Genomic DNA, 22591 nt, shown 5'->3' with positions numbered 1-22591 from the left:
CAGCATGGTCACCACCGATCGCCAGGACGAGCGGCTGCAGAGCCGCGACGGGCTGCGCGGCGCGGTCACCGATGTGGTGGAGCGCGCCCGCGGCGGCGACCTGGGCGTGATCCCCGTCGTGGTCGGCCTCGTCGTGATCTGGACCGTCCTCCAGATCCTCAACCCGGTGTTCCTGTCCAGCGCCAACCTGGTCAACCTGACCCTGGAGTCGGCCGCGGTCGGCGTCATCGCGCTCGGCATCGTGTGCGTCCTGCTCGTCGGCGAGATCGACCTGTCGGTCGGCTCGGTCAGCGGCCTGTCGGCTGCGGCGCTCGCGGTGCTGTTCGTCGGGGAGGACCTGCCGGTGTGGCTGGCCATCGCCGCCTCCGTGATCATGGGAGCGGCGATCGGCTGGGTGTACGCGCAGCTCTACAACCGGTTCGGGGTGCCGAGCTTCGTCATCACCCTGGCCGGCCTGCTCGCCTTCCTCGGCCTCCAGCTCTACGTGCTGGGCACCAAGGGGTCGATCAACCTGCCGTTCGACTCCGGCCTGGTGGCCTTCGCGCAACTCGACTTCGTGCCCGCGTGGCTGTCGTACACGTTCGCCGTGCTCGCGGCGGGCGGGCTGTTCGTCACCGGCTACCTGCACGCCCGCGAGCGGCAGCGCGCCGGGCTGTCGGCCAGGGGCGTGCCCGTGCTCGCGCTGCGGAGCGCGGCGCTGCTCGTCGTGCTGCTGTTCGTGGTCTGGTACCTCGGCCAGACGCGCGGCGTGGGCTGGATGTTCGTCTTCTTCGTCGCCCTCGTCCTGATCATGCACTACTTCCTGTCGCGGACGAAGTGGGGCCGGTCGGTCTACGCCGTCGGCGGCAACGTCGAGGCGGCCCGGCGGGCCGGCATCAACGTCAAGGCCGTCTACACCTCGGTGTTCGTGCTCTGCTCGACGTTCGCCGCGGTGGGCGGCATCCTGGCCGCCGCCCGGCTGGCCGCGGCCAACCAGAGCAGCGGCGCCGGCGACGTCAACCTCAACGCCATCGCCGCCGCGGTCATCGGCGGGACGAGCCTGTTCGGCGGGCGCGGCACCGCCTTCGGCGCGCTGCTCGGCATCATCGTCATCCAGTCCATCTCCAGCGGCCTGACGCTGCTCAACCTCGACTCCTCGATCCGCTTCGTGGTGACGGGCGTGGTGCTGCTGCTGGCCGTGGTGGTCGACTCGGTGGCGCGCAAGTCGCGTACCTCTCACGGAAGGGCCTGATGGCCGCCATCTGCGTCGACGCCGGCACCACGGTGATCAAGGCGGTCGGCTACGACGAGGAGGGCGCCGAGGTCGCGGTGGCCCGGCGCGAGACCCGCGTGTCCCGGCCCCTGCCGGGACACGCCGAGCAGGACATGGACGACGTCTGGGACGCGGTCGCGCACACCGTGCGTGAGGTCGCGTCCCAGGTGGAGGGGCCGGTCGACTTCGTCGCCCTCACCGCGCAGGGCGACGGCGCCTGGCTCGTCGACCGCGACGGCCGCCCCACCGGCCCGGCGATCCTGTGGAACGACGCCCGGGCCGCCGCCGTCGTGGACCGCTGGAACCGCTCCGGCCTGGCCGAGCGGGCCTTCCGGACCAACGGCTCGTCGGCGGCCTCCGGGCTGCCGCACGCCGTCCTGGCCTGGCTGGACGAGCACGACCCGGACCGGGTCACCCGCTCGGCCGCGCTCCTGACCTGCGGCGGGTGGATCTTCTCCCGGATGACCGGCGAGCTCGCGGCCGACGAGTCGGACGCCTCCGCCCCGTTCCTCGACCTGCGGGCGCGCTCCTACTCCACCGAGCTGCTGCGGATGTTCGACCTGGAGTGGGCGGAACGGCTGCTGCCGGAGCTGCGCGACGACGGTCACCGCGTTGCCGGCCTGACCGCCGAGGCGGCCGGCGCGCTCGGGCTGCCGGCCGGGACCCCGGTCGTCATGGCCCCGTACGACATCGTCTCCACCGCGATCGGCTCGGGAGCCGTGGGCGCCGGGCAGGCGTGCAGCATCCTCGGCACCACGCTGTGCACCGAGACGGTCGTGGCCGAGCCCGAGCTGGACGGACCGGCCGTGGGCATCACCATCGCCGTCCCCGGCGGCTACCTGCGGGCCTTCCCCACCTTCGCCGGGGTCGAGGTGCTGCACTGGGCGTGCCGCATGCTGGGCCTCGCGGGCCCCGCCGAGCTGGGCGAGCTGGCCGCCGCCGCGCCGCCGGGCGCGTGCGGGCTGGCGTTCCTGCCGTACTTCTCGCCGGCCGGCGAACGGGCGCCGTTCTCCGACCCGCTGGCCCGGGGCGCGTTCCTGGGCATGTCGGTCGAGCACGGGCGCGAGCACGTGGCGCGGGCCGTGCTGGAGGGGCTCACGCTGGTCGTCCAGGACTGCCTGGCCGCCTCCGGCGTGCCGGCCCGCGAGCTGCGGGTGTGCGGCGGCGGCTCGGCCAGCGACCTGTGGGTACGGATGATCGCCGACGTCACCGGCGTGCCCGTGCTCCGCTCGGCCGACTCCGAGGTGGGCGCCAGGGGCGCGTTCCTCGTCGGTCTGGCCGCCACCGGCGCCGCCTCGGGCATCGAGGCCGCCGCCGACCGGCACGTACGGCTGCGCGACGCCGTCCGGCCCGAGCCGGGCGCGTACCGCACCGCGTACAAGGACTTCCTCGCCCTGCGCGAGACCACCGCGGGAACGTGGCCGCTGCTGGCCGAGATGCGCGCCCGCACGGGGAGCGGCGCATGACGGTGGCGCACCCCACGACGGACATGACGGGCATGACGGGGAGCACGGCATGAGCGTGTGGATCGGCGTCGACCTCGGCACGCAGAGCGTGCGGGCGATGGCCGTCGCCGCCGACGGACAGGTGCTCGGCGCGGCCAGTCGGTCGCTGACCAGCCGCCGCGACGGGCCCCGGCACGAGCAGGACCCCGAGCAGTGGTGGCGGGAGCTGGCCGCGGCCACCCGCGAGGCGCTGGACGGCGTGCCGCCCGAGCGGGTCAGGGGCGTGGCCGTGGACGCCACCTCCGGCACGATCCTGCTCGCCGACCCGGCGGGCCGCCCGCTGACGCCCGGCCTCATGTACGACGACCGCCGCGCCGCCGGCGAGGTGGACCGGGTCAACGCGGCGGGCGCCCACGTGTGGGAGAAGCTCGGCTACCGGCGCATGCAGGCCACCTGGGCGCTGCCCAAGCTGATGTGGCTGCTCCGCGACGCCCCCGAGGGCGCCCGGCTGCTCCACCAGAACGACTTCGTCAACCGCCGCCTGGCCGGCCGCGAGGTCGCCACCGACCTGAGCAACGCGCTGAAGACCGGCGTGGACCTCATCCAGGAGCGCTGGCCGCACGACGTGCTCGACGCCCTGGGCGTCCCCGCCACGATGCTGCCCCCGCTCGTACGGCCGGGCACCGTGATCGGCGAGGTGTGCGCCCAGGCCGCCGGGGAGACCGGCATCCCGGAGGGCACCCCGATCGTCGCCGGCACCACCGACGGATGCGCCGCCCAGCTCGGCGCCGGCGCCCTGCGGCCCGGGAGCTGGAACTCGGTGATGGGCACCACGCTCGTCCTCAAGGGCGTCACGACCGAGCTCGTCCACGACCCGCTCGGCGTCGTCTACTCCCACCGGGCGCCCGACGGCTCCTGGCTGCCCGGCGGCGCGTCCAGCACCGGCGCCGGGGTGCTGGCGCGCGACCTGCCCGGCCGCGACCTCGACGCGCTCGCCGAGGAGGCCGCCCGGCGCTTCGGCCCCGGCGGCGGGGAACCGGCCGCGACCACGTACCCGCTGGTCTCGCGCGGCGAGCGGTTCCCGTTCGCCGCGCCGGAGGCGGAGGGCTTCACGCTCGGCGAGGTGAGCGACGACGTCGACCGCTACGCCGCGATCCTGCGCGGTGCCGCCTACGTCGAGCGGCTCTGCTTCGACTACCTCGACCTGCTCGGCGCCCCCGTCGACGGCGAGATCATCCTGACCGGCGGGGCCACCAGGAGCGCCTACTGGAACCGGCTGCGGGCGAGCGTCCTCGGCCGCCCCGTGACCCTGCGGGAGAACGCCGAGCCCGCGCTCGGCATGGCCGCCCTGGCGGCCGGCCCCGGCGCGACGGACGGGATGGTCCGCACCCGCGAGATCGTCCACCCCGACGGCGGCGACGGCCTGCGCGAGCACTACCTGCGCTTCGTCGGCGAACTGGAGACCCGCGGCTGGCTGCCCGCCACGGCCGCCGCCCACGCCCGCAAGAGGAGCACACATTGACTCGGCTCGTTCTGGTGCGTCACGGCGAGACCGTCTGGCACGCCGAGAACCGCTACGCCGGCCTCAGCGACGTCGCGCTGACCCCGCGCGGCCGCGAGCAGGCCGGCGAGCTGGCCGCCTGGGCCGCCACCGCCGGGCTCACCGGCGTCTGGGCCTCGCCGCTCAGCCGGGCCATGATCACCGCCACCCCCAGCGCCGAGGCCGCCGGCGTGGAGCTGCGCGTGGACGAGCGGCTGCGCGAGATCGACTTCGGCCGGGGCGACGGCCTGACCTCGGCCGAGATGCACGACCGCTTCCCCGAGGCGCGCGCCGCGTTCGAGGCCGACCCCGCCGCGCACCCGCTGCCCGGCGGCGAGGACCCGGCCGCCGTGGCCGACAGGTTCGTGGCCGCGCTGGAGGACGTCCGCGCCGCGCAGCCGGACGGCCGGGTGCTGGTGGTGGCCCACACGACCGCCATCAGGCTCGCCCTGTGCCGGCTCATCGGGGTGCCGCTCGGCTCGTACCGCCGGCTGTTCCCGCACCTCGGCAACTGCGCCGTCACCGAGCTGCGCCTGCGCGACGGACACGTCGCCGTGCTGCAGTTCAACTCCCCGATTGGAGCCGACCGTTGACCATCCGAGTCCTCGCCGCAGGCGACCACTTCGTCAAGAACAGCCTGCTCATCGACGCGCTCAAGCGCGAGGTGCCCGGCGACCTGGACGTCAGCGAGCTGACGCTGCCGTGGCCGGTCGTCCCGTTCGGGCCGGTGGGTGAGGTGATCGAGGCCTCCGACGTGGAGGACGAGCTGATCGAGGCGCTGCGGGGCGTGGAGGTGTGCGTCACGCAGATGGCGCCGCTGACCCGGCGCGTGCTCGACGCCAGCCCTGACCTGCGGCTGTTCTGCGTCAGCCGGGGCGGCCCGGTCAACGCCAACCTGGAGGCCGCCACCGGGGCCGGGGTCGCCGTCACGTTCGCGCCCGGCCGCAACGCCGTGGCCACGGCCGAGCACACGCTGGCGCTGCTGCTCGCGGCCACCCGCCGTGTCCCGCAGACGCACGCCGACCTCGCCGGCGGCGTGTGGCGGGGCGACTACTACAGGTACGACATGGTCGGGCCGGAGCTCGACGGCAGCACGGTGGGCCTGGTCGGCTACGGCGCGATCGGCCGGCGCGTGAGCCGCATGCTGGAGGGGTTCGGCGCCGAGGTGCTGGTCCACGACCCGTACGTGGACGACGTGCCCGGCAAGGTGGAGCTGGAGGAGCTGCTGTCACGCTCCCGCTTCGTGTCCCTGCACGCCCGGGCCACGCCCGAGACCACCGGCATGATCGGCGCCGCGCAGATCGCGCTGATGCCCGCCGGGTCGGTGCTGGTGAACTGCGCGCGGGGGGCGCTGCTCGACTACGACGCCCTGTGCGACGCGCTGGACTCCGGGCAGCTGTTCGGCGCCGCCCTGGACGTCTTCCCCGAGGAGCCGATCCCGGCCGGGTCGCGGCTGCTGACCACACCCAACCTGGTGATGACCCCGCACCTCGCGGGCGCCAGCAAGGAGACGGCGGTCAAGGCGGCCCGGATCGTGGCGGCCGACGTGGCCCGCTACGTGCGCGGCGAGCCCCTGGCCCACTGCGCCAACCCGTCGTTCGCCACCTCCTGACGCCCCGGTGTCCCCGCTCCTTCCCGGCAGCGGGGACACGGTCAGCCCTTGAGCGCCCCCGCCATGAGGCCGCGCATGAAGAAGCGGCCCAGCAGCACGTAGATGAGCATGGTGGGGATGGACGACAGGATCGCCGCCGCCATCTGCTGGCTGTACGGGGTGGCCTGCGCGCCCGCGATGTTGTTGAGCATCACCGTGGCCGGCCAGCTCTGCGGCCCCGTGAGGAACACCGCGAACAGGAAGTCGTTCCACAGCGACGTGAACTGCCAGATGACCACCACGGCGATGGCCGGCGCGGAGACCGGCAGCACCACGGACCAGTACGTCCGCAGCATGCCGGCGCCGTCCACCCGCGACGCCTCGATCAGCTCGTCGGGGATCGTGACGTAGTAGTTGCGGAAGATCAGCGTGCAGATGGGGATGCCGTACACCACGTGCGCGAGCACGAGGCCCGGGATGCCGCCGTAGAAGACGCCCTGCAGCCCGGTCAGCTCGTTCAGGCCGACGAGGAGCTGCACCAGCGGGATCATCACGCCCTGGTACGGGATGAACATGCCGAACAGGAACAGCGTGAACAGCACGTCCGCGCCCGGGAAGCGCCACTTGGACAGCACGTAGCCGTTCATCGACCCGAGGGCGCACGACAGCAGCGACCCGGGGACTGCCAGCAGCACGCTGTTCCACAGGCCCGGCGCCAGCTTCTCCCAGGCCACCCGCCATGCGTCCGTGGTCCAGGTGACCGGCAGGTTCCACGCCTGGCCGGGGTCGGCCTCGGTGAGCGGCTTGAAGCTGGTGACCAGCAGGACGTACACGGGGATCAGGAAGACCACCACGAACGCGACCAGGATCGCCAGCCGCACCCCGGTGAACACCCGCCCGCGTGGGGCGACCGCCGTCATGATCGCTTCTCCTTGCGCACGGACCAGATCAGGTACGGGATGACGAAGATCGCGACGCTCAGCACGATGTACGACGCGATGGTGGCGCCCTTGGCCGGGTCGTGGGAGTCGAAGACCGCCACCCACATGAACACCGCCGGCACGTCCGTGATGATCTGCTTGCCCGAGACCGCCACGATCAGGTCGAACACCTTGAGCGAGATGTGGCCCAGGATGATCAGCGCCGAGAGCGTCACGGGGCGCAGCAGCGGCAGCACCACGTGCCGGTAGACGCCCCACTCGCCGCACCCGTCCACGCGCGCCGCCTCGCGCAGCTCCTCGGGGACGCCCCGGAAGCCCGCCAGGAACAACGCCATGACATATCCCGACATTTGCCATATTGCCGGTAACGCCATCGCGGCCATGCCCCAGTCGGGGTCGCGGAACCACTGCCACTGCGGCAGCCCGATCGCGTCGAACAGCCGGTTCAGCCCGACCGCCCGCTCCTCCATGCCCGAGTTCATCAGCCACCGCCACACGATGCCGGTCGCGACGAACGAGATGGCCATCGGGAACAGGTAGACGGCCCGGAACGTGCCCTCCCCGCGGATGCCCTTCTCCATGAGGAAGGCGAGGAACCAGCCGAGCACCAGCGCGCCCAGCACGAACACGACCGTGAACATGATCGCGTGATTGACCGATATATGCCATCGGGGCTGGTCCCAGATGGCGACGAAGTTGTCCAGCCCGACGAACTTCCCCTCGGACACCTCGTCGTGCTTGTCCGTCATGGCCAGCCGGAAGTTCCAGCCCAGCATCCCGTACACGAACACGCCGATCGCCACGATCGACGGCGCGACCAGGAGCAGGCCCGGCAGCCAGGTGCGTGCCCGCCTCACGGCGAATCCCTCCAAGCCTCTCTCGCGGGCTCTCCTCGGGAGGCGCGGCGGGCGCCGGACGGGCGCCCGCCGTGCCCGCGACTCACTGGGCGTTCGCCTTGGCGGCGTCGGCCAGCGCCTTCTGCAGCGCGGCCACGTCCTTGCTGCCGATGAACAGGCCGACCGCCTCGGTGATCGAGGCCAGCCACGGCTGGTTCACGGACACGCCGTGCTGGATGGAGCCGGCGAGCTTGTCGCTCGACCAGTCCTTCAGCGCGTCGGCCAGGTAGTCGGTGTAGAGGGACTGGTCGGCGTCCTTGCGGGCCGGGATGGAGCCCTTCTTCGGGTTGAAGGCGTCCTGGCCCTCCTTGCTTGCCGCGACCTTGAGCCAGGCGACGGCCCCGTCACGGTTCTTGGCGCCCTTGGGCAGGGTGAAGCTGTCGGACAGCCACAGGTAGGTGCCCTCGGTGCCGGGCGAGGGCGCCCAGTCGAAGTCGGTCTTCGAGGTCTTGCCGAGGCCGCCGTCCGGCGGGTTGTGGAAGTAGCCGTACGCCCAGTCGCCCATGATGTTGAACGCGGCCTCGCCGTCGGCCACCTGCTTGGCCGCGGGCTGCCAGTCGTCCTGGGGGTCGCCCGCGTACGACATGATCGTCTTGAACGTCTCCAGGGCCTTGGTGACCTGCGGGGAGCTCCAGTCGGCGCCCGGCTTGAACAGCGCGTTGTAGGCGTCCGTGCCGAGCGAGCCGAGCAGGACGCTCTCCAGCAGGTGGGTCACCGTCCACTCGGAGCCGATCGACAGCGGGATCTTGCCCTTGGCCTTGACCTTCCCCAGGTCGGCGACGAACTCCTCCAGCGTCTTGGGCGCCCCGGCGATGCCGGCCTCCTTCAGCACCGACGGGTTGAACCACAGGACGTTCGACCGGTGGATGTTCACCGGCACGGAGTAGACCTTGCCCTGGACGCTGATCTGGTCGACGAGCTGCGCCGGGAACACGTCACGCAGCTTGAGCTCGTCGTAGAGGGAGTTCAGGTCCTCCAGGTCGCCGGCCTTGATGTAGCCCTGCAGCTCGGCGCCCGCGTGACCCTGGAACGTGTCGGGCGGGGTGTCCGCCTGGAGCTTCGACTGGAGCAGCGCCTTGGCCTTGTCGCCGGAGCCGCCCGCGACCGCCGCGTCGAAGAAGGTGTACGACGGGTTCTTCTGCTCGAAGATCTGCCGCATCGCCTTGAGCCCGTCGGCCTCTCCTGGTCCCGTCCACCAGGAGAACACCTCCACCTGCTTCTTGGCGTCACCCCCTCCGCTGGAGGGCTGCGCCCCCTGGCCCCCGCCGCCACCGCAGGCCGCCAGGGTGAGCACGCTCGCCAAAGTGATCGCGACGGTGGCCGTCCACCTACGCCGCATCATGCACCGTCCCTTCGAGTACCCCCGAGAACGCGTGTCCGACAACGTTGTCTGATTGACAACGTTGTCAGACGAATCAACCCACTTCGGGCTCCGGGCCGTCAAGCCGTGCGCGATAACAGCTCCGCATACCCACCCGGACCATGAGGAACGCCACGCGATTCACCGGCCTGGGCTCCCGGAGGGGAAAGTGTCGGTGCCCGCGGGCACACTCACCTCATGGCCGAGAGCCCCTGGAACTCGGTGAGATCGCCAATCCCGACTGGTACGCCCACATGCACCCTGGCCACCATCTCGCTCCAGCTCCTCGGCGGCGTCTTCACCGCGTTCGAGCTGCTGGCTACCGCCGGAGTCCTGACAGCGCTGTTCGAGCAGGGCCCCACCCCCGAGTGGTTGCGGCCGGAAAGCTCAGCGACGAACCGAGTAGGTGCGCACAACGAAACGCAGTAGCTGCCAGTCCCGATGTTCCAACCTTCGGGCATAGACCAACGGTAGGATCATGGTGTGCTCCGGTACACCTTCCGCCTCTACCCGACCGCCAGTCAGCACGTCGCGCTGGCTCGGACGTTCGGATGCGCGCGGAGGTGTTCAACGACGGGCTGCGCATGCGACGCGAAGCGCACATCAACGGCCTGCCGTATGTCTCGGACGGGGACCTGTCTAAGCGCGTCATCACACAGGCGAAGAAGGCCCCGGAACGCGCCTGGCTGTGCGAGGTGTCTGCGGTGGTGTTGCAGCAGGCGCTGGCTGACCTGAACACCGCCTACCGCAACTTTTTCGCCTCCCTGTCCGGCAAGCGCAAAGGGCCGAAGATGGCCGCCCCTCGGTTCCGGTCGAGGAAGGACGCCCGGCAAGCGATTAGGTTCACCAGGAACGCCCGGTTCGCCGTCACGACGGGTGGCAAGCTGCGCCTCCTGGGCCTCACGCGTTTCGCGGTGCTGTCGGACGGGCGGAAGATCGACTCTCCGCGTTTTCTACGCCGCGCGGAGAAGAAGCTGAAGAAGGCGCAGAAAGCTCTCAGCCGCACGACCAAGGGCAGCAATAACCGGAGCAAGGCCCGGGTGAAGGTGGCCCGCGCACACGCCCGGGTGGCCGACGCCCGCCGCGACTTCGCGCACAAGCTCTCCACGCAGATCATCCGTGAGAATCAAACGGTGGTCATGGAGGACTTGTGCGTCAGGGGTCTGGCCCGCACTCGGCTGGCGAAGTCCGTGCACGATGCGGGCTGGGCGATGGTCACCGGCCTGCTTGAAAGCAAGGCCAAACGATACGGCCGCACCCTCGTGCGTGTGGATCGCTGGTTCCCCTCCTCGAAGTTATGCTCGGCCTGCGGGGCACTGGCCGAGGCGATGCCACTCGACGTGCGGTCGCGGGTCTGCCTGTGCGGGGCCGTGCACGACCGCGATGTGAACGCGGCGATCAACATGCTGGCCGCCGGGCGGTCGGACAGCCTAAACGCCTGCGGAGGGACTGTAAGACCCGCCGCTTAGCGGAGGGCAGGACCCGTTGAAACAGGAAGCCGCAGAGGTGCCGCACGTGCGGCGCGGGCTGGATCCCCCGCCTTCAGGCCAGGGAGCGCGTCAAAACATCACGATGGGCACTCCTCCCCCTCGGCGTAACCACGGTCCCCGGCCAAGCATGCGCGTCGTCACGGCGAGCACCCCGTGAGCCCTCACGACCGGCCATGACTGAGCCCGGCCGACGTCGGCGCGTGCGCGTGACCTTGGCTGTGCCGTAAGAAACGAAAGTCTTGCCGTAGAAGAAGAAAAAGAGCGTCTACGACAGGGCGGCGCGCAGGATGGCGCGGGCCAACGGGGTGGCCGTGGACGGGGTTGGGGACTCCACCACCACCCCCACCGCCACCTCCGGCGCGTCCGCCGGGGCGAAGGCCGTGCAGGCCGACGGGCCGTGGCCGGACGTGGTCGTCTTGGCCGCCACCTCCACCCCCGGCAGCGCCGCGCCCGCCGCCGGGCCGCCCGGCACCGTGGTCGTCGTCATCAGGGCCGCGAGCTGTCCCGCCGGGAGCGGCGGCATGGCCGTCCGGTACGGCGCCGGCTCCGCGTGGTCCGTCGTGGACCCGTCCGGCAGCCGTACCTCCTCCACCAGGTAGGGCCGCATCAGCAGCCCCCCGTTGGCCACCGCCGCCGACAGCATGGCGAGCATCAGCGGACTCGCCCGGACCTCGTCGCGGCCGATCGCCGACAGCGCCGCGCGCGACTGGTCGAGGTCGCCCGGGTACGTGCCGGTCCTGGCCGGGAGCGGGACCGTGAGGTCGTCGGCGTTGAAGCCGAACGCCTCCGCCTGGTCGCGCAGCAGGTCCGGGCCGAGCTGGAGGCCGAGGTTGGCGAGCGCGGTGTCGCAGGAGAGCTGGAAGGCGTAGGCCAGCGGCGGCCGCCCGTCGCCGCAGGGCCGTCCGGCCGCGGCGGTCAGGTAGGCGGGCGGGCCCGGCAGCGGCAGCCGGGCCGGCGCGCCGACCCGCGAGGCGACCGTGTACTCCCCCGAGCCGAGCGCGGCCGCCGTGGTGACCAGCTCGAAGACGGACCCCGGCGGGTAGGCCCGGTGGAGGGCCCGGTCGAGCAGCGGCCGGCGCGGGTCGGCGCGCAGCCGCCGGTCCGTGGCGGCCTCCAGGGCGGGGTCGCCGGGCGTGTAGAGGGCCGGGTCGTACGACGGGTAGCTGGCCAGCGCGAGGACCGCGCCGGTCACCGGGTCGAGCGCCACCGCGGCGCCCGGCCGTCCCGTGGCCTTCAGCGCCTCGTACGCGGCCCGCTGCACCGGCTCCCTGATCGTCAGCCGGACGTCGGCGCCCCCGTAGGCGCGGTCCTCGACCAGGGCCCGCACCCGCACCTTGGGGTCGCTGCCCGACAGCACCGCGTCGCGCGCCCCCTCGACGCCGGTGGCCCGCCGGAGCGAGACGTAGCCGGTGACGTGCGCGTACATCTCGCCGTGCGGATAGACCCGCAGGCGGCCGTACGGCCCGCCGTCCGTGCGGCGGCTGGTGGCGACGACCGCCCCCTCGTGGGTGAGGATGTCGCCGCGCGGGTGGCCGAGCCTGGCGAGCAGCACCCGCTCGTCGCGCGGGTCGGCCTCCAGGTCGCGCCGGCCGAACGCCTGGAGGTAGGTGAGGTTGGCCAGCAGGGAGAACAGCAGCGCGGCGCAGGCCAGGCTGGCGCGCCGCAGCGGGATGTCCATGCGTCTCGCCCTGGGCCCGGCCATGGCTTCTGGTCTAGCAGCCGCGGCCCCAAGGCGGGGCTAGAGGACGCTGCGGTAGTAGGAAATCTTGCGGTGGATGTAGTGCTGGCGCTCGGTGAGGTTGGCGATCTGCCCCTGGACGCGGCGGTCGTGCTCCTCCAGGAGCCTGATGCGGTCGGGGATCGTGTGCTGGCCTGCCCGCACCAGCTCGGCGAAGCGGAGCATCTCGGCGATCGGCATGCCCGTGTCGCGCAGGCACCGGATCATGCCGAGCCAGCTCAGGTCCTCCTCGCTGAAGCGGCGCTGTCCCGCCGCGTTGCGCTCGACGGGCTCCAGCAGCCCGATCTTCTCGTAGTAGCGCAGGGTGTCGAGGGTGAAGCCGGTCTCCTCGACCGCTTCGGCCGGTGTGTAGACGGTCACGCGGTCAATGATCTCACCGGGAGCCGACTCCAGGTCAAGCTCCAGCCCGCTTGACATGGAGCGCACTCCAGGTCGGACAGTCATGACCATGAACACTGGACTGAACATCGTGCTCGGTGCCATCCCCTTCGGCACCACGGTCGGCGAGGAGGACTCCTTCGCCCTGCTCGACCGCTTCTTCGAGGCCGGCGGCCGGATGCTGGACACGTCCAACAACTACCCCTTCTGGCTGGAGGGCCGTACGGGTGACGAGAGCGAGCTGACGCTGGGCGCGTGGATGGCCGCCCGCGGCAACCGTGACGAGGTCTTCGTGAGCACGAAGGTGGGCGCCCGGCCCACGGTGCCCGGTGACACCACGCTGGACTCGGCCGAGGGGTTGTCGGCGGCGGCCGTCGCGCGGGGCGTCGAGGGCAGCCTGCGCCGCCTGCGCACCGACCGGATCGACCTGTACTGGTCGCACATCGAGGACCGGTCCGTGCCGCTGGAGGAGACGCTCGGGGCGTTCGGGGAACTGGCCGCGCAGGGCAAGATCCGTGAGCTGGGCGCCAGCAACATGCCGGCCTGGCGGCTGGAGCGGGCGCGCGCCGTGTCGGCCGCGCACGGCTGGGTCCGCTACACCTACGCGCAGCTTCGCCACACCTACCTGCGTCCGCGCCCGTTCACGCGGCTGGCGGAGGGCGGGCACCAGCTCGCCACGGACGACATGCTCGACTACGTGCGCTCCGAGCCCGACATGACGCTGTGGGCGTACAACACGCTCATGTCCGGCCGGTACACCCGCCCGGACCGGCCGCTGCCGGAGTCGTACGACCACCCGGGCACGGACCGGCGGCTGGCCGTGCTGCGCGAGGTGGCGGCGGAGCTGGGCGTGACCGTCAACCAGGTGGTGCTGGCCTGGCTGATGGCCGACGGGCACGTGCCGATCGTCGGGGCGTCCACGGCCGCCCAGCTCGACGAGGCGGTCGCGGCGGCGGAGGTCAAGCTGGACGACGACGTCCGCGCCCGGCTGGACGCCGCCTGCTAGCCCCGGGCCCGCGTCAGGGGAGGTGGTCGGAGAGGTAGCGGTGGACGAGCTGCTTGCACTCGGCGATCATGTCGGCGTCGCCGGACGGGTCCGTGCGGAAGGCCAGCTTGAGCACCGCGTCCGTGGCCTCCACCGCCACGAGCAGGGCGCGGTCGAGGTTCTCGCCCGCGGGGGCGCCCAGCAGCTCGCGCGTGAGCGTCCGCAGCCGGTCGGCGACGATCGCGTTGTTCTCCAGCACCGAGTCGAGCATCCGGTTGGTGCCCTCCAGGGCGGGGCCGCCGGGCGTCACCAGCACCTCGCCGAAGTCGACCACCCCGAACCCGGGCGTGGTCCGCTTCATGGCCACGAACTCGTCGATGGCCAGGTCGATCAGGTCGGTCCAGTGTTCGAGGGTCGTGTGCGAGAGCCGCTCGGTCACCCGGCGCAGGAACGCGTCGAGGTTGCGCCGGGCGAGCGCGCGCACGAGCCCCTGCTTGTCGGGGAAGAACTGGTAGAACGTGCCGATCGGCACCTCGGCCCGGCGCGCGACCTCCTTGGTCGTGAGCGCTTCGTAACCGACCTCGTCGAGCAGCACGGCGCACTCGTCGAGCATGCGCTCGACCCGCTCAAGGCTGCGGCGTTGGGCGGGGCGGCGCCGCAAGGTACTGGTCATGCCCCCCATCCTGGCCCATTACCGGCAGGTAGAGGATCTCGCTTTGCCGTCAGTTAACATGAGCCACACTCGCATAGCACTGAGGAGCCGCGATGTTCCTGTGGGGTACGGCCACGGCCGCCTACCAGATCGAAGGAGCCGTCGCCGAGGACGGCAGAGGCGCGTCCATCTGGGACACCTTCACCCACGAGCCGGGCCGCACCCGTGACGGGCACACCGGCGACGTCGCCTGCGACCACTACCACCGGTGGCGCGAGGACGTGTTGCTCATGTCGGGTTTGGGGGTCAACGCCTACCGCTTCTCGATCGCCTGGAGCCGCGTCCTGCCCGAGGGCTCCGGCGCGGTCAACCCCAAGGGGCTCGACTTCTACGAGCGGCTGGTCGACGGGCTGCTGGAGGCCGGTGTCACGCCGGTGCCGACGCTGTTCCACTGGGACCTGCCGCAGGCGCTGGAGGACCGCGGCGGCTGGCTGGACCGCGACGTGTCCGGCCTGTTCGCCGAGTACGCCGCCGTGGTGGCCGAGCGGCTCGCCGACCGCGTCCCCACGTGGATCACGCTGAACGAGCCCTTCATCCACATGGCCTGGGGATACGGGCTGGGCCTCCACGCCCCCGGCCGGGCGCTGCTGCTCGACGCGCTGCCCGTGGCCCACCACCAGCTCCTCGGCCACGGCCTGGCCGCGCAGGCGCTGCGGGCGGCGGGGGCCCGCGAGGTGCTGATCACCAACAACTGCACGCCCGTCTGGCCCGCCTCGGACTCCGGGGAGGACCTGGCCGCCGCAGCGGCCTACGACACGCTGCACAACCGGCTGTTCAACGACCCGGTGCTGCTCGGGGCGTACCCGGACCTGTCGGCGTACGGGATCCGGCCGGACGGCGCCGCGGGCGAGGGGCCCGAGCTGAGCGCGGCGCTGGGCATCCGCGACGGCGACCTGGCGGTGATCTCCGCCCCGCTCGACGGCCTCGGCGTGAACTACTACAACCCCACCCGCATCGCCGCCCCGGCGGACGACGTCCTGCCGTTCACCGACGCGGGCGTCACCGGCTACCCGACCACCGCCTTCGGCTGGCCCGTGGTGCCCGACGGGCTGCGCGAACTGCTCACCGGGCTGCGCGAGCGGTACGGGCAGGCCCTGCCTCCGGTGTACGTCACGGAGAACGGCTGCTCCCAGGACGACGAGCTGACCCCGGAGGGCGTGGACGACCAGGGACGGATCGCCTTCCTCCGCGACCACGTCGCGGCCCTGGAGCGGGCCCGTGAGGAGGGCGTGGACGTGCGGGGCTACTTCGTGTGGTCGCTGCTGGACAACTTCGAGTGGGCCGAGGGGTACCACCAGCGCTTCGGCCTGGTCCACGTGGACTTCGCCACCGGCGAGCGCACCCCGAAGGCGTCGTACGGCTGGTACCGGGACCACATCGCCGCCGCGCTCCGCCCGTAGCCTGCATCTTTCGCGGGGCCGCCCGGTCCGCCGGCGCGGCCACGCGTGCCCCGCGCGCCCCTCGTGATCAGAAGACCGACACGTGGACGTGGTCGTAGTGGTTGGCGGTGACGCCGCCCCGGTCGGACATGGGGTCCCAGCCGCCGCCCGACCGGATGTCGTAGTAGCGCTGCTTCCAGATGATGTACATCACGCCGATCTTCGACCCGTTCTGGATCAGCCACTCCGCCAGCGCGTCGCCGCGCTCCCCGTCGGCCCCGGTGGCGGCGCGGCCGCCGCTGGACATCATGAAGTCGCAGGCCCGGCCCTTGCCGTGCTCGCCGGGGTCGCCGCGGCGCAGGCAGCCGACCCCGTACGGCATGGGGAAGTTCGCCATGACGGCGGCCCGGACCGCGATCATGCGCTGCGTGAGGCCCTCGGCGCCGCCGGGCTGCTGGAAGCCGTACTTGGCGAGCAGGCGCTCGATGTCGCGGCGCTTGCCCTGCATGGCCTTGATCTCGCGCTTGAGCTTCTCCACCTTGTCGTCGGCCGCGACCTCGGCCTTCTTGGCGTCGTCGATGAGCTTCTGGACGCGCTGGACCCGGCCGGCGCGCTCCGCGGCGATGTAGTTCATGTTCGCCGCCTGGCCGAGCGCCATGGTCGGGTCGCCGTCGAAGCCCAGAAGCCCGACTCCGTCGAGGGGACCCATGATGTAGGTGTTGCGCGCGATGGCCGACACGTCGGCCTTGGCGCGGCCGAGCCGGGCCTTCAGGTCGCCCGAGGTCTTCACGGCCTTGCGGACCTGGAGCTTGATCTCCTCCAGGCTCTGGATCTGGCCGCGGTAGCGCTCGTTGAGCTCCTGCGCCTGCTTGGTCAGCTTGCGCAGCTCGGCGGGGTTGGGCGCGGCCGTGGCGGCCTGCGGCAGAGGCAATAAGAGCAGGCCGGAGAGAAGGACGGCCAGCAGGGCGACGCGACCGAGTCTCACGCCCGTCCTCCCCTCATAGACGGTCCGAAACTATAGAAGATGATCTTGAATACTGTCACCTGAACGACCGAACCGGCGCACCTTTGGCGATGTATATGGTGATAAATCACGTTTGTCGGTTCTAAGGGTGAGATAAAAGTTGGGCCTTGCCGGGAGCGCGGCCCCGGTTTGAGATGGCGAGGAATTCGTCTCCGACGAAGGGCACGCCGTGTCTCGTACCTCAGCCGCACTCGTGGCCGCGCTCCTCGGCCTGGGCACCTCCCTCGTGGCCCTGGAGGCCCAGGCGCAGGTGGACCCGTTACCCCCGGCGGACCGCATCGAGCTCTACCAGCTCGACAGTCCGCCCGGAACCGCCCAGACCCTCAGGGAGAAGGGCTTCGACGTCGTCCAGCAGAAGGCCGCCTCGGGCAAGGAGCACATCGAGCTGACCGCGGCCCAGGAGGAGCTGGAGGGCCTGCGCAAGCTCGGGCTCAAGCCGGAGCCCGTACGCAACCCGCAGGGCCACACCCAGCTGGAGGCGGCCCGCGCGCAGGCCGCCGGCGGCTACACCGTCTGGAAGTCCTACTCGGAGCCCGGCGGCATCGCCGACCAGCTCAAGGCCATCGCCGCCGCCAACAAGGACATCGTCAAGATCCAGTCCATCGGCAGGTCGCTCAAGGGCCAGGACATCCTGGCCGTCAAGGTGAGCACGCTGGCCAGGACGCTGCCTGACGGGCTCAAGCCCTCCACGCTGTACTCGGCCACCCAGCACGCCCGCGAGTGGATCGCGACCGAGGTGGACATGCGGCTGCTGGAGTACGTGGTGGCCAACAAGGCGTCGCTCAGGAGCCTGCTCGACCGGACCGAGCTGTGGTTCGTGCCCGTGGCCAACCCCGACGGCTACGACTTCACCTTCACCGAGGGCAACCGCCTGTGGCGCAAGAACCTGCGCGACAACAACGGCGACGGCAAGATCACCAACGGTGACGGCGTGGACCCGAACCGCAACTTCCCCACGAACTTCCACTACGACGAGGAGGGCTCCTCCTCCATCCCGAGCAGCGAGACCTACCGGGGCACGGGGCCGGCCAGCGAACCGGAGACGAAGGCCATGGACGGCCTCCTCAGGCGCGTCGGCTTCGAGATGCAGCTCAACTACCACTCCTTCGGCCCGCTGCTGCTCTACCCGATCGGCTACCAGATCGCGACGGAGACGGCCGACAACCCGATCTACGAGGCGCTGTCCGGCGACGACGCCAGACCGGCCGTCCCCGGCTTCGACCCCGACCTCGGCGCCGAGCTGTACACCACCAACGGCGACACCAACGACCAGGCGCACTTCCGCTACGGCACGCTGTCCTGGACCCCCGAGCTGGACGAGGGCTGCGACGGCTGCGGCTTCGTCTTCCCCGACGACGAGGCGCCGGTGCAGGCGGAGTTCGACAAGAACCTGCCGTTCGCGCTCGACGTGGCGAGGTCGGCGGTCAACCCGGTCGAGCCGGTCAGCCACCTGGGCAACACCACGCCCGACTTCGTGATCGACCCGTTCGACACCAGTCACGGCCGCGACCAGGTGGTCCAGGTCAACGCCAAGCGCAGGCTCGGGCCCGTCCTGCTCAACTACCAGGTCAACGGCGGCCGCACCAAGGTGACCCTCACCGGCGAGTGGAAGGGCGGCGAGCGGTACGGCAAGGGCTACGACCGCTATTACCACCGGCTGCGGGGAAGGATCACCGGCACGAAGCCCGGGGACAGCGTGAAGGTCTGGTTCACCGCCCTCGGCAGGAAGAGCGCGGACTTCACGTACAAGGTGGCCTCCGACATCGGCGGCGACGTGCTCGTGCTGGCCACCGAGGACGTCACCGGCATCAGCCCGGCCCAGGGCGCGACCGAGGCGAAGTACGCCGCCACGTACGTCAAGGCGCTGGACGAGGCGGGCTACAGCTCGGACGTGTACGACATGGACAAGCTGGGCCGCGAGGCGCCGCATCCGCTCGGCGTGCTCAGCCACTACAAGGCCGTGGTCTGGGAGACGGGCGACGACATCATCCCGCGCAGCGCCGGCCAGACGCCCGGCACCACGTCCAAGGGCGGCGTGGACACCGAGCTGGCCGTGCGCGACTACCTCAACGAGGGCGGCAAGCTGCTGCACGCCGGCAAGTACCCGTCGTACGCGGCCAACGCCAACGGCTCGTACTACTACCAGCCGGACCAGCCCGCGCAGCCGGAGTGCACCACGCCGGACGACCCGCCGTGCATCCAGGTGTTCAACAACTTCCAGCAGTACTACCTGGGCGCGTACGTGTTCTTCGACGACGCGGGCACCGACCAGGGCACTGGCACGCCGTTCGGCCTCAGGGGCGTGGGCGGGACGTTCGACGGCTTCACGGGGACGGTGGAGCCCAGCCACACGAACGCGTACGTGGCCACCTCCGCGATCCTGCCCGCCGACCGGTTCCCGCTGTTCGCGAGCTCGGCGCCGCTGAAGTGGGCGCGGCCGGGCGGGCCGTTCGACCCGCACACGGGCTCCTGGGACGTCTACAGCGGCATCGCGGACGTCTCCTGGAAGCGGCTGACCAGGACCGTCGACCTGACCGGGAAGTCGTCGGGCGACCTGTCGTTCTGGACCTCGTACGACACGGAGTCAGGCTGGGACTTCATGACCGTCGAGGCCCACACGGCCGGACAGGACGACTGGACCACGCTGCCCGACGCCAACGGCCACACGAGCCAGGCGACCGGCAGCAGCTGCGACCCGCCGAGCGGCGGCGCGGGCTGGCGCTCCATCCACCCGTTCACCCAGCGCTACCAGGGCCCGGACTGCGAGCCGACCGGCACCTCCGGCGCGTGGCACGCGGCCACGGGCAACTCGGCGGGCTGGCAGCAGTGGAAGATCGACCTGACGCCGTACGCGGGCAAGAAGGTCGAGCTGTCGATCTCGTACATCAGCGACTGGGGCACCCAGGGCGCCGGCGTCTTCCTCGACGACTTCACGCTCACGCTCGACGGCGCGACGGCCGAGCAGACGTCGTTCGAGAGCGACCTCGGCGGCTGGACCGTCGCCGGCCCGCCGGAGGGCTCGTCCCCCTCGATCAACAACTGGTTCCGCACGGACCAGGTGTTCGAGGAGGGCGGCGGCATCACCACGAAGGACACCGTCTACCTGGGCTTCGGCGTGGAGAGCCTGTCCACGCAGGCCCAGCGGACCGACGTGGTCAAGCGGTCGCTGAAGCACCTGATCGGCGCGCCGCGCTGACCCGCTGACGCGCCACGGAGGGGTGCGGCGGCAGCGCCGCTGAAGGGTGCGGCGGCGGCGCCGCACCCCTCTTGCGCACGCGCACAGAACATGATTCGGTCGGCTTGGGCACCCTTACTCTCAACCAAGCATCCGGTCAAGCAGGAGGCTCACGACATGCGCCAGCACGACACGCTGTTCATCGGAGGCGAGTGGGTGGCCCCGGCGGGCACCGGGACGCTCGACGTGATCTCCCCGCACACCGAGGAGGTCGTGGGCCGCGTGCCCGACGGCACGGCCGCCGACATGGACCGCGCCGTCGCCGCGGCGCGCGAGGCGTTCGACCGCGGCCCCTGGCCGCGCATGACCTTCGCCGAACGCGCCGAGGTCCTCGGCCGGCTGGCCGAGATCTACGCGGCCTGGCAGAACGAGATGGCCGAGCTGATCACCGAGGAGATGGGCTGCCCCATCACGTTCTCGCACCTCGCGCAGGTGCCCCAGCCGCTCGGCACGCTCCGGTTCTACGCCGAGCTGGGCCGCACGTTCGCCCAGGAGGAGCAGCGGCCCGGCCTGTTCGGCCCGACGACCGTGCGGCGCGAGCCGGTGGGCGTGGTCGCGGCCATCGTGCCGTGGAACGTCCCGCAGTTCGTCGCCATGACGAAGATCGCCCCCGCGCTCCTCGCGGGCTGCACGGTCGTGCTCAAGCCCGCGCCGGAGACACCTCTCGACGCCTACCCCCTGGCCGAGATGGCGCTGGAGGCCGGGGTCCCGGCCGGGGTGCTCAACATCGTGGCCGCGGGCCGCGAGGCGGGCGAGCACCTGGTCTCCCACCCCGGTGTGGACAAGGTGGCCTTCACCGGCTCGACCGCCGCCGGCCGCCGCATCGCCTCCATCTGCGGCGAGCAGCTCAAGCGGGTCAGCCTGGAGCTCGGCGGCAAGTCGGCGGCCATCATCCTCGACGACGCCGACCTCGGCTCCAGCATGGGCATGCTGGCGATCGCCTCCCTGCTCATCAGCGGCCAGGCGTGCGTCGCGCAGACCCGCATCCTCGCCTCGCGCAACCGGTACGACGAGGTCGTCGAGGCCGTGGCCGGCATGGTCTCCTCGCAGCAGGTCGGCGACCCCGCCGACCCGGCCACCGGCATCGGCCCCCTCGTCGCCCGGCGCCAGCAGGAACGCGTCGAGGGCTACGTCAGGATCGGCATGGACGAGGGCGCCAAGGTGGTCGTCGGCGGCCTCGACCGGCCGTACGACCGCGGCTGGTACGTCGCGCCCACCGTCTTCGCCGGCGTGAACAACGACATGCGGATCGCCCGCGAGGAAATCTTCGGGCCGGTGCTGTCGGTCATCCCGTACGAGGACGAGGCCGACGCGATCCGCATCGCCAACGACAGCGACTACGGCCTGGCCGGCTCCGTCTGGACGGCCGACACCGAGCACGGCATGGACGTCGCCCGCCAGGTGCGCACCGGGACCTACGGCGTCAACTGCTTCACGCTGGAGGCCAACGCGCCCTTCGGCGGCTACAAGTCGAGCGGCGTCGGACGCGAGCTGGGCCCCGAGGGGCTGACCGGCTACCTGGAGCACAAGTCGATCATGCGACTCGGCTGAGGGGCCTTCTTACGAGGCGGGGCTCCGGCACAGAGGCACCGGAGCCCCACCCGGGATCGGCGAGCACCCAGCGCGCCCCCGCAACGCTAGGTGCCGCTGACGCGGCTAGCACACCGTTCCACCCGGGCGGCCAACCGACCTCCCGAGGAGTACGCGGTGGTGAGCCACTGGATGTGGATCACTGTGAGCAACCGCCCGGATACAAGAAGTATGTCCTACGGATCCCGCCAACGGCGGTTTCCTTCCCCAAGGACTTTCTCCCGGCGGATTTCTTCCATCCGCTCTAGGTAGACGCGTATTACTCACGAAAGGTTCGTTGTGATCCACTTTCCGATTCGATGGATGAGTTCGGGGGTCGCGGCGGACTCCGCGTGACCGTACCCGGGCTCGATCCAGAGCTCTCTGGGCTCGCGCGCGCCGTCGTAAAGCTGATGGGCGTGCTCCAGAGGGAAGAACGCGTCCGCGTCGCCGTGGACGACCAGCAGCGGCGCCGGCGAGATGAGCCCGGCGGCCTCGTACGGCGGCATCGGGATCGGGTCCCACCGGCCCCGGGCGATGCGCGTGCGCTTGGCCACGCGCGCCGCCCACCGGCCCAGCGGCCGTTCGATGGCCCAGTGGACCTGGCGCATCGGCTTGGTGCCCCGGTAGTACCAGCGGGCCGGGCCGCTCACCGACACCACCGCGCCCACGCCGCCGCGCAGCCCCGCGTGGCGCACCGCGACCGAGGCGCCCATCGAGAAGCCCACCACCGCGATCCTGCGGTAGCCGACCACCCGGGCGTGCCGGACCGCGGCCTCCACGTCGAGGATCTCCAGGTCGCCGACCGTCGTCTCGCCTCCCGAGCGCCCGTGGCCGCGGAAGTCGAAGCCGACCACGCCGCCGTACCCGCTGAGCACGTGCACGATGCGCCGCGCGGTGCGCTCCCGCCACGACCCGGTGAACCCGTGCGCCACCACGATCCCCACTTCGGCGTCCGCTCCGGCGGCGGGCGGCGTGTGCGCGGCGTCGATGCGGACACCGTCCTCGGTGCGGAGCATGACCGGGAAGTTGGGCGCGAGCGGCATGACGCCGAGC

At 71.6% G+C, this 22591-nt stretch carries 17 protein-coding genes and 1 pseudogene; 10 read left to right on the top strand and 8 right to left on the bottom strand.

The features are described from left to right. The first annotated feature begins 4 nt into the window (after nucleotides 1–4). From AB0H81_RS15330 to AB0H81_RS15310, 5 genes are read left to right on the top strand one after another with little or no spacing between them, the layout of a single operon-like run. The gene (locus AB0H81_RS15330) at nucleotides 5–1231 is read left to right on the top strand and encodes a sugar ABC transporter permease (RefSeq protein WP_358374498.1); all 1227 of its coding nucleotides are present in this window, start codon (nucleotides 5–7) and stop codon (nucleotides 1229–1231) included. Further along, nucleotides 1231–2718 carry an FGGY-family carbohydrate kinase gene (locus tag AB0H81_RS15325; protein WP_358374438.1) on the top strand — a complete coding sequence of 496 codons (1488 nt, stop codon included), beginning with the start codon at nucleotides 1231–1233 and terminating at the stop codon, nucleotides 2716–2718. Before AB0H81_RS15330 ends, AB0H81_RS15325 begins: the two co-directional genes overlap by 1 nt. A gap of 49 nt (nucleotides 2719–2767) precedes the next feature. After that, nucleotides 2768–4219, top strand: coding sequence for an FGGY family carbohydrate kinase (locus AB0H81_RS15320; RefSeq protein ID WP_358374435.1), 1452 nt, complete (start codon nucleotides 2768–2770; stop codon nucleotides 4217–4219). Continuing rightward, entirely contained in the window at nucleotides 4216–4830 is a 615-nt protein-coding gene (locus AB0H81_RS15315; protein WP_358374432.1) for a histidine phosphatase family protein, read from the top strand. The genes AB0H81_RS15320 and AB0H81_RS15315 overlap by 4 nt, the downstream gene beginning before the upstream one ends. A 2-nt stretch (nucleotides 4831–4832) precedes the next feature. Continuing rightward, the gene (locus AB0H81_RS15310) at nucleotides 4833–5849 is read left to right on the top strand and encodes a 2-hydroxyacid dehydrogenase (RefSeq protein ID WP_358374495.1); all 1017 of its coding nucleotides are present in this window, start codon (nucleotides 4833–4835) and stop codon (nucleotides 5847–5849) included. A gap of 41 nt (nucleotides 5850–5890) precedes the next feature. Here AB0H81_RS15310 and AB0H81_RS15305 read toward each other — a convergent pair whose 3' ends face one another. The 3 genes from AB0H81_RS15305 to AB0H81_RS15295 form a co-directional block, all read right to left on the bottom strand. Continuing rightward, entirely contained in the window at nucleotides 5891–6748 is an 858-nt protein-coding gene (locus tag AB0H81_RS15305) for a carbohydrate ABC transporter permease (protein ID WP_358374430.1), read from the bottom strand. Next, nucleotides 6745–7626, bottom strand: coding sequence for a sugar ABC transporter permease (locus tag AB0H81_RS15300; RefSeq protein ID WP_358374427.1), 882 nt, complete (start codon nucleotides 7624–7626; stop codon nucleotides 6745–6747). Before AB0H81_RS15300 ends, AB0H81_RS15305 begins: the two co-directional genes overlap by 4 nt. Before the next feature lie 82 nt (nucleotides 7627–7708). Continuing rightward, nucleotides 7709–9007, bottom strand: a complete 1299-nt coding sequence (locus AB0H81_RS15295; protein ID WP_358374425.1) for an ABC transporter substrate-binding protein — start codon at nucleotides 9005–9007, stop codon at nucleotides 7709–7711. 501 nt (nucleotides 9008–9508) lie between these two features. Between AB0H81_RS15295 and AB0H81_RS15290 the strand changes: the two are divergent. Then, nucleotides 9509–10494 (top strand): annotated as a pseudogene (locus AB0H81_RS15290) (transposase). 286 nt (nucleotides 10495–10780) lie between these two features. Here AB0H81_RS15290 and AB0H81_RS15285 read toward each other — a convergent pair. Further along, a complete protein-coding gene (locus AB0H81_RS15285; RefSeq protein ID WP_358374422.1) occupies nucleotides 10781–12193 on the bottom strand; it encodes a penicillin-binding transpeptidase domain-containing protein in 1413 nt (470 codons plus the stop codon). 60 nt (nucleotides 12194–12253) lie between these two features. After that, nucleotides 12254–12670, bottom strand: a complete 417-nt coding sequence (locus AB0H81_RS15280) for a MerR family transcriptional regulator (protein WP_358374420.1) — start codon at nucleotides 12668–12670, stop codon at nucleotides 12254–12256. Between the two features lie 31 nt (nucleotides 12671–12701). Here AB0H81_RS15280 and AB0H81_RS15275 point away from each other — a divergent pair, with 31 nt between their 5' ends. Further along, nucleotides 12702–13637 carry an aldo/keto reductase gene (locus AB0H81_RS15275; protein ID WP_358374417.1) on the top strand — a complete coding sequence of 312 codons (936 nt, stop codon included), beginning with the start codon at nucleotides 12702–12704 and terminating at the stop codon, nucleotides 13635–13637. Between the two features lie 13 nt (nucleotides 13638–13650). Here AB0H81_RS15275 and AB0H81_RS15270 read toward each other — a convergent pair whose 3' ends face one another. After that, a complete protein-coding gene (locus tag AB0H81_RS15270) occupies nucleotides 13651–14289 on the bottom strand; it encodes a TetR family transcriptional regulator (RefSeq protein ID WP_358374414.1) in 639 nt (212 codons plus the stop codon). Between the two features lie 92 nt (nucleotides 14290–14381). Between AB0H81_RS15270 and AB0H81_RS15265 the strand changes: the two genes are divergently transcribed. Next, nucleotides 14382–15728: a GH1 family beta-glucosidase gene (locus tag AB0H81_RS15265; RefSeq protein WP_358374412.1), complete on the top strand. Its 1347-nt coding sequence runs from the start codon at nucleotides 14382–14384 to the stop codon at nucleotides 15726–15728. 67 nt (nucleotides 15729–15795) lie between these two features. Here the strand turns inward: AB0H81_RS15265 and AB0H81_RS15260 are convergent, their stop codons facing one another. Further along, the gene (locus AB0H81_RS15260; RefSeq protein WP_358374410.1) at nucleotides 15796–16692 is read right to left on the bottom strand and encodes a hypothetical protein; all 897 of its coding nucleotides are present in this window, start codon (nucleotides 16690–16692) and stop codon (nucleotides 15796–15798) included. A 208-nt stretch (nucleotides 16693–16900) separates the two neighbouring features. On the opposite strand from AB0H81_RS15260, the gene AB0H81_RS15255 reads away from it, so the two are divergent. Together AB0H81_RS15255 and AB0H81_RS15250 are read left to right on the top strand one after the other, a co-directional pair. After that, entirely contained in the window at nucleotides 16901–19927 is a 3027-nt protein-coding gene (locus AB0H81_RS15255; protein ID WP_358374407.1) for a M14 family zinc carboxypeptidase, read from the top strand. A 156-nt stretch (nucleotides 19928–20083) separates the two neighbouring features. Beyond that, nucleotides 20084–21517 carry an aldehyde dehydrogenase gene (locus AB0H81_RS15250; RefSeq protein ID WP_358374404.1) on the top strand — a complete coding sequence of 478 codons (1434 nt, stop codon included), beginning with the start codon at nucleotides 20084–20086 and terminating at the stop codon, nucleotides 21515–21517. Nucleotides 21518–21819: 302 nt separating this feature from the next. Here the strand turns inward: AB0H81_RS15250 and AB0H81_RS15245 are convergent, their stop codons facing one another. After that, nucleotides 21820–22581, bottom strand: coding sequence for an alpha/beta fold hydrolase (locus AB0H81_RS15245; protein ID WP_358374401.1), 762 nt, complete (start codon nucleotides 22579–22581; stop codon nucleotides 21820–21822). Nucleotides 22582–22591 lie beyond the last annotated feature (10 nt).

It is taken from the genome of Nonomuraea sp. NPDC050691 (genome assembly GCF_040654455.1).
Taxonomy (GTDB): Bacteria; Actinomycetota; Actinomycetes; order Streptosporangiales; family Streptosporangiaceae; genus Nonomuraea.
This window is presented reverse-complemented; position numbering and strand designations above follow the sequence as displayed.